The organism is Lysobacter sp. Soil_N_23 (assembly GCF_057656135.1).
On record NZ_JBDGKY010000024.1, the window covers coordinates 51,648 to 58,639 of the forward strand.

The following is a 6,992-nucleotide window of genomic DNA, read 5'->3' on the forward strand; positions in this document are numbered from 1 at the left end:
GGTCACAGCGGAACGCACCGGCACGCGTATGGCGCTTGGAAAAGCCGCGCCACAGGCCCACCCTTGATGCATGGACGTCCCTACCCGCCTTCCGACGCTGTTCCTCTCCCATGGCTCGCCGATGCTGGCGGTGGAGGACTCACCTGCCGGCCGCTTCCTTGACGGCCTCGGCCGGCAGCTGCCGTGGCCGAGGGCGGTCGTGGTCGTCTCCGCGCATTTCATGACCGACCGGCCGATGGTGGGCGGACATATCCAGCCGCACACCGTGCATGACTTCGGCGGCTTCCCCGAACCGCTCTACCAGATCCGCTACCCGGCGCCCGGCGCGCCCGACCTGGCCGAACAGATCGCGCAACGTCTCGCCGATGCCGGGTTCAATCCGCGCGTGCGCGAAAACCACGGCCTCGACCATGGCGTCTGGGTGCCGATGCTGCGGATGTATCCAGACGCCGACGTGGCGGTGGTGCCGGTCTCGGTGATGCCGCACGGCGACGCGTCGCAGCATTACGCGCTGGGCCAGGCGCTGGCGCCGCTGCGCGACGAAGGCGTGCTGGTGATCGGATCGGGCGGCTTCGTGCACAACCTGGGCGATCTGGACTGGAAGCATCCGCAGGCACCGCTGGCACCTTGGGCGCAGGCGTTCGGCGACTGGATGCACACGATGCTGGCCGCGCACGACTGGCCGGCCCTGCTGGACTGGCAACAGCGCGCGCCGCACGCGCAGCACGCGCATCCCACGGTCGAGCACCTGATGCCGCTGTTCGTCGCACTCGGTGCCGCGGGGGACACGCCCAACGTCCGCGCGATCCATCGGTCGCACCAGCTGGGCTCGTTGTCGCTGGATGCGTTCGCATTCGACTGAGCTGCGGTGCGTGAGGCCAAGCGCGACCTTCGCCCCAACCCGTCATTCCCGCGCAGGCGGGAACCCAGCGACTCGTCATTCCCGCGCAGGCGGGAATCCATGGACGCTGCTCCTTCTCGCGTCGTGGCGAACCTCCTCACGCAACAGCGAAGACGCTGGGTTCCCGCCTGCGCGGGAATGACGGAATAAAGGCGACGTCCATGGATTCCCGCCTGCGCGGGAATGACAGTTGTCAGGCCTAGTCCCGCGGCAACACCTGCGCCAACCGCTCCTCCATGAAGTCGACAAACGCACGCACGCGCGGCGGCACCAGCCGGCGTTGCGGCATCACCGCGTAGATGCCGGTCTCGGCCAGCGGATAGTCGGCCAGCACTAGCTGCAGCCGGCCGCTGCGCAGATCGTCGGCGGCATGCCAGGTCGAATGCAGGGCGATGCCGAGTCCGGCGACGGCGGCATCGCGGACCACTTCGCCGTAGTTGCTTTCGATGCGGCCATGCACGCGTACCGCCACTTCACCGCCGGCGCCATCGCTCATCCGCCACACGTCCTGCCGCCCCTGGCTGCCGACCAGCAGCACGCAATCGTGCTCGGCCAACTCCTGCGGCGTGCGTGGCACGCCGCGCCGGCGCAGGTAGTCGGGCGAAGCGCACAGCACCCTCCGGTTCGGCGCCAGTTGGCGCGCCACCAGGTTGGAATCGGCCAGCTCGCCGATCCGGATCGCCAAGTCGAACCCGGAACTGACCAGGTCGACCATCTGGTCGTTGAGGTTGAGGCTCAACCGCACCCGCGGGTGGCGCTCGAGGAACTCCGGCACCAGCGGCGATACATATAGACGTCCGAACGAGGCCGACGTCGTCACCCGCAGGGTGCCGGCGATCTCGCTGCCGCCCAGGCCCAGGCTGCTGGTCAGGGCCTCCAGGTCCTCCACCAGCGCGCGGCCCTGTTCGGCCAGCGCAGCGCCCTCCGGCGTCGCGTGCAGCCGGCGCGTGGTCCGGTGCAGCAGGCGTACCCCAAGGTCGCGCTCCAGCCGCTTCAGGCGCTGGCTGGCGACGGCGACCGACAGATCGAGGCTGCGGGCGGCGGCGCTGATCGAGCCCAGGTCGAGCACGCGCAGGAACAGGCCGATGTCGCCGATGCGATCCATGGATTATCAACGCCACGTTGAAACTGCTTAGCCATCCTGCCGGTTTTTGCGGAATATGCAACGGCCTAGCCTGCGCACCTCCCCTTCCTCTTCGAGTGGACGCCGCAGCATGGCCCTCGCCACCGCCCCGACCCTTCCAGCCCCGACCTCCGGCCGCATGCCGGTGGCCCTGTACGCCCTGACCGCCGGCTCGTTCGGCATCGGCTGCGCCGAGTTCGTGATCATGGGCCTGCTGCTGCAGGTCGCCGCCGACCTGCAGGTCTCCATCGCTGCCGCCGGCATGCTGGTGTCGGGCTACGCCCTGGGCGTGTTCGTCGGTGCCCCGGTGCTGACCCTGCTGACCCGGCGCATGCCGCGCAAGGCGGTGCTGCTGGCACTGATGGCGATCTACACCATCGGCAATGCCGCCTGTGCGCTGGCGCCGGACTACACCACGCTGATGGCCGCGCGCGTGCTGACCTCGCTGACCCACGGCACCTTCTTCGGCGTCGGCGCGGTCGTGGCGACCGGGCTGGTACCGGCCGACCGCAAGGCCTCGGCCATTTCCATCATGTTTTCCGGCCTGACCCTGGCCACACTGCTGGGCATGCCGGCCGGTGCCTGGCTCGGGCTGCACCTGGGCTGGCGTTCCACCTTCTGGGCGATGAGCCTGGTCGGCGTGGTCTCGCTGCTGGTGATCGCACTGCTGGTGCCGCGCAGCCGCGAGGTGCAGACCCCGGTTGCCGTGCGCGAAGAACTGCGCACGATCGTGCGCCCGCAGGTCCTGCTCGGTCTGCTGATGACAATGCTGGGCTTCGCCGGCGTGTTCGTGGTGATCACCTACATCCAGCCGCTGCTGACCGGCCTGGCCGGATTCTCCGAAACCGCCGTCTCACCGATCCTGCTGCTGTTCGGCGCCGGCATGGTGGTGGGCAACCTGCTCGGCGGCCATCTCGCCGACCGCAAGCCGACGCCGGCGTTGCTGGGCACGCTGGCCGCGCTTGCCATCGTGCTGGGCCTGATGAGCTTCGCCCTGCACAACCAGTTCGCCATCGTCGCCTTCGTCACCGCGCTGGGCATCGCTGCGTTCGCCACGGTCTCGCCGCTGCAACTGCGCGTGCTGCGCCACGCCTCCGGTGCCGGCGAGAACCTGGCATCGAGCTTCAACATCGCCGCATTCAACCTCGGCAACGCGATGGGCGCGTGGCTCGGCGGCGTGGTCATCGAACGTGGGCCCGGCCTGGAAGCGGTGACGTGGGCGGCAGCGGCGGTGACCGTCGCGGGATTGGCCGTCGCATTGTGGAGCGTGCGGCTGGAAGGCGTGCGTGAGCGCGGCGCCGCATTGCCTGCGGGCTGCGTGCCCGAGCGTTCCTGACTCTCAACCACTCGCGAAGGATTTGCGTGCCATGAACCACATTGCCTCCCCCGCCCTGCTCGTCGCGCTGCTGTTCGCAGCCACTGCAGCGCCGCTGCCCGCACGTGCGGGCGAAACGACGCACTGGGCCACCACCTGGACCGCGAGCCCGCAGCCGCTGTGGGCAGGCGATTTCGTACTGCCCACCAATGTTCCCCATCACCTGTGGAACCAGACCGTGCGGCAGACCGCGCGGGTGAGCATCGGCGGACCGCGCGTGCGCTTGCTGCTTTCGAACGAGTACGGCAGCAAGCCGTTGCGGATCGGCGCGGCGCGCGTTGCGCGAAGCCAGGGCGAAGGTCGCATCGTCGCTGCGAGCGATCGCGCACTGACGTTCGGCGGCAAGACGTCAGTGGTCATTCCGCCGGGCGCGCCGATGCTCAGCGACCCCGTCGAGCTGGACGTGCCCGCACTCACTGACGTCTCGGTCAGCCTGTACCTGCCCGAGCCGACACCACCGGCGACGTTCCACTGGGATGCGCGCCAGACCGCCCAGGTCGGCGCGGGCGACCAGACCGGCGCGACCGCGTTCAAGGCCGAGACCACGCTGAGCACGCGCGTGTTCCTGTCGGCCATACAGGTACAAGCCCCAGCGGCGACCCGCAGCGTTGTTGCACTGGGCGATTCGATTACCGACGGCAACATGTCGAGCGTGGACCATAACCGCCGCTGGCCCGACTTCCTGGCCCGTCGCCTGGCCGGACAGGACGTCGCCGTGCTCAACGCCGGCATCTCCGGTGCGCGCCTGCTGCAGGACAAGATGGGCAGCAACGCGCTGGCGCGATTCGACCGCGACGTGCTGGCGCAACCGGGCGTGGCGGCGGCCGTGGTCCTGATCGGCATCAACGACATCGCCTGGAACGGCACCGCGTTCGCGCCGACCGACCCGGCCGCACGTGCCGAAGACCTCATCGCCGGGTACCGCCAGCTGATTGCCCGCGCGCATACACGCGGCGTGCGCATCGTCGGTGCGACCCTGACACCGTTCGAAGGTGCCTTGCAGGACACTCCGATGCGCGGCTACTTCGACGCCGACAAGGAACGCGTGCGCCAGGCCGTCAATGCCTGGATCCGCGACAGCGGCGAGTTCGACGCGGTGCTGGACTTCGACGCGGTCACCCGCGACCCGTCGCACCCGGCCCGCTTCTTGCCCGCCCATGACTCGGGCGACCATCTCCATCCCGGCGATGCCGGCTACCAGGCGATGGCCGACTCGATCGATCTTCGTGCCCTGCTCGGCGACGAAACGCACACTGACTTCCCACGCGCAACAACTTCCAAGGAACCGCAATGATGGACTACCGCTTTCTCGGCAAATCCGGCTTTCGCGTCCCCGCGCTGAGCTTCGGCACCGGCACCTTCGGCGGCAAGGGCGAACTGTTCGGTTCGTGGGGCAACACCGACATCGCGCAGGCCACGCGCCTGGTCGATATCTGCCTCGACGCCGGCCTCAACCTGTTCGACAGCGCCGACGTCTACTCCGGCGGCCTGGCCGAAAGCATTCTCGGCGCGGCCATCAAGAACCGCCGCGACAAGGTGCTGGTCTCGACCAAGGCCACGTTCCGCTTCGACGACGGCCCCAACAGCGTGGGCTCATCGCGATTCCACCTGATCGACAGCGTCGATGCCGCGCTCAAGCGCCTGGGCACCGACTACATCGACCTGTTCCAGCTGCACGGCTTCGACGCGCGCACTCCGGTGGAGGAAACGCTGTCGACGCTCGACGACATGGTCCGCGCCGGCAAGATCCGTTACCTGGGCGTGTCCAACTTCTCCGGCTGGCATCTGATGAAGTCGTTGGCGACCGCCGACCGCCATGGCTGGTCGCGCTACGTCGCCAACCAGACGTACTACTCGCTGATCGGTCGCGATTACGAATGGGAACTGATGCCGCTCGGCCTCGATCAAGGCGTCGGCGCCGTCGTGTGGAGCCCGCTTGGCTGGGGCCGCCTCACCGGCAAGATCCGCCGTGGCCAGCCGCGACCGGAAGTGACCCGCCTGTCGGCCACCGCAGACTACGGCCCGCCGGTCGATGAGGAGCGCCTTTACCGCGTCGTCGATGCGCTCGACGCCATCGCCGCCGAGACCGGCAAGACCGTGCCGCAGATCGCATTGAACTGGCTGCTGCAGCGACCGACGGTATCGACCGTGGTGATCGGTGCGCGCACCGAAGAGCAACTGCGGCAGAACCTCGGCGCGGTCGGCTGGAACCTGACGTCCGAGCAGGTCGCCTCGCTCGACGAGGCCAGCGCCTCGACGGCGGTGTATCCGTACTGGCACCAGGCGGGCTTTGCCGAGCGCAATCCGTCGCCGGTTTGATGGAATCCCCATGAAAGCCATCGCCCTCACCCGTTACCTCCCCATCGACGACCCGCAATCACTCGTCGACATCGACCTTCCCGACCCTGCCGCACCGACCGGCCACGACCTGCTCGTGCGCGTCGAAGCCGTCTCGGTCAACCCGGTCGACACCAAGGTGCGCTCGCCCAAGCCGCAAGTGGAAGGGCAACCCAAGGTGCTCGGCTATGACGCCGCCGGCGTGGTCGAAGCCATCGGCGAGAACGTCAGCCGCTTCCGTCCTGGCGACCGCGTCTACTACGCCGGCGACATCACCCGTCCGGGCAGCAACGCGCAACTGCAACTGGTGGATGAGCGCGTGGTCGGCCACGCACCGAAGTCGCTCGATGCGGCGCAGGCGGCGGCACTGCCGCTGACCGCGCTGACCGCGTGGGAGCTGCTGTTCCAGCGCATGCCGTTCGACAGCGAACACGGCGGCAACCGCAAGACACTGCTGATCATCGCCGGCGCCGGCGGCGTCGGATCGATCGCCATCCAGCTCGCCCGCCGCGCCGGCTTCACCGTGATCGCCACCGCATCGCGAAGTGAAACCATCGAATGGTGCGAGGCGATGGGCGCCCACCACGTCATCGATCACCGCCAACCCCTGCCGCCGCAGCTCGCTACGCTGGGCTTCCCTTCGATCGACGCCGCGCTCAACCTCGCCGACACCGGCCGCTACTGGGAGGTGCTGGGCGACCTGCTCGCCCCGCTCGGTCACGTCGGCCTGATCGTGGAGCCGTCCGAGCCGCTGCGCATCGGCGATCCGTACAAGGCCAAGAGCATCGGCATCCACTGGGAAATGATGTTCGCCCGCACGCGCTTCCGCACCGCCGACATGGACGAGCAGGGCCGCATCCTCGACCGCGTCGCCGCGCTGATCGACAGCGGCGAGCTGCGTGGCACGCAGCACGACGCGCTCAGCCCGATCAATGCGGCCAACCTGCGCGAGGCGCACCGGCGCCTGGAATCGGGCGCGACGATCGGCAAGCTGGTGCTGTCGGGCTGGTGACGAGCAACGGCACTGGGTCCCCGCCTTCGCGGGGATGACGGTGAAAAGCCCCTCTCCCGCTTGCTGGAGAGGGGTTGGGGTGAGGGCCGCCGGAGACCATGCAACGAACTGCCGGAGCGTCGTCCGCCGGGCCGGGGATTGCGCAGCAGTGGGCCATGGATGGCCCACGCCCCGCCTTCGGACAGGATGTCCGACGAAGGGGCGGAGCAATCCCCGGCCCGGCGGACGATGCCCATCCGCAGAC

The 6,992-nt window shown here is 68.9% G+C and carries 6 protein-coding genes; 5 read left to right on the plus strand and 1 reads right to left on the minus strand.

The window, feature by feature from the left end; translation table 11 throughout:
- Positions 1 to 70 precede the first annotated feature (70 nt).
- Positions 71 to 862, plus strand: a complete 792-nt coding sequence (locus tag AC3A3X_RS15580; RefSeq protein ID WP_487583933.1) for a DODA-type extradiol aromatic ring-opening family dioxygenase — start codon at positions 71 to 73, stop codon at positions 860 to 862.
- Positions 863 to 1,100: 238 nt separating this feature from the next.
- On the opposite strand, the gene AC3A3X_RS15585 is transcribed toward AC3A3X_RS15580, so the two are convergent.
- The gene (locus AC3A3X_RS15585) at positions 1,101 to 2,006 is read right to left on the minus strand and encodes a LysR family transcriptional regulator (RefSeq protein ID WP_487583934.1); all 906 of its coding nucleotides are present in this window, start codon (positions 2,004 to 2,006) and stop codon (positions 1,101 to 1,103) included.
- Positions 2,007 to 2,115: 109 nt separating this feature from the next.
- Here AC3A3X_RS15585 and AC3A3X_RS15590 point away from each other — a divergent pair, with 109 nt between their 5' ends.
- The 4 genes from AC3A3X_RS15590 to AC3A3X_RS15605 are packed head-to-tail and all read left to right on the plus strand — an operon-like array spanning position 2,116 to position 6,748.
- Positions 2,116 to 3,360 carry an MFS transporter gene (locus AC3A3X_RS15590; protein WP_487583935.1) on the plus strand — a complete coding sequence of 415 codons (1,245 nt, stop codon included), beginning with the start codon at positions 2,116 to 2,118 and terminating at the stop codon, positions 3,358 to 3,360.
- Positions 3,361 to 3,391: 31 nt separating this feature from the next.
- Positions 3,392 to 4,693, plus strand: coding sequence for an SGNH/GDSL hydrolase family protein (locus tag AC3A3X_RS15595; protein ID WP_487583936.1), 1,302 nt, complete (start codon positions 3,392 to 3,394; stop codon positions 4,691 to 4,693).
- Positions 4,693 to 5,718, plus strand: coding sequence for an aldo/keto reductase (locus AC3A3X_RS15600; RefSeq protein ID WP_487583937.1), 1,026 nt, complete (start codon positions 4,693 to 4,695; stop codon positions 5,716 to 5,718). Before AC3A3X_RS15595 ends, AC3A3X_RS15600 begins: the two co-directional genes overlap by 1 nt.
- Positions 5,719 to 5,728: 10 nt before the next feature.
- Complete coding sequence (locus AC3A3X_RS15605; protein ID WP_487583938.1) at positions 5,729 to 6,748, plus strand: zinc-binding alcohol dehydrogenase family protein; 1,020 nt, start codon at positions 5,729 to 5,731, stop codon at positions 6,746 to 6,748.
- Positions 6,749 to 6,992 lie beyond the last annotated feature (244 nt).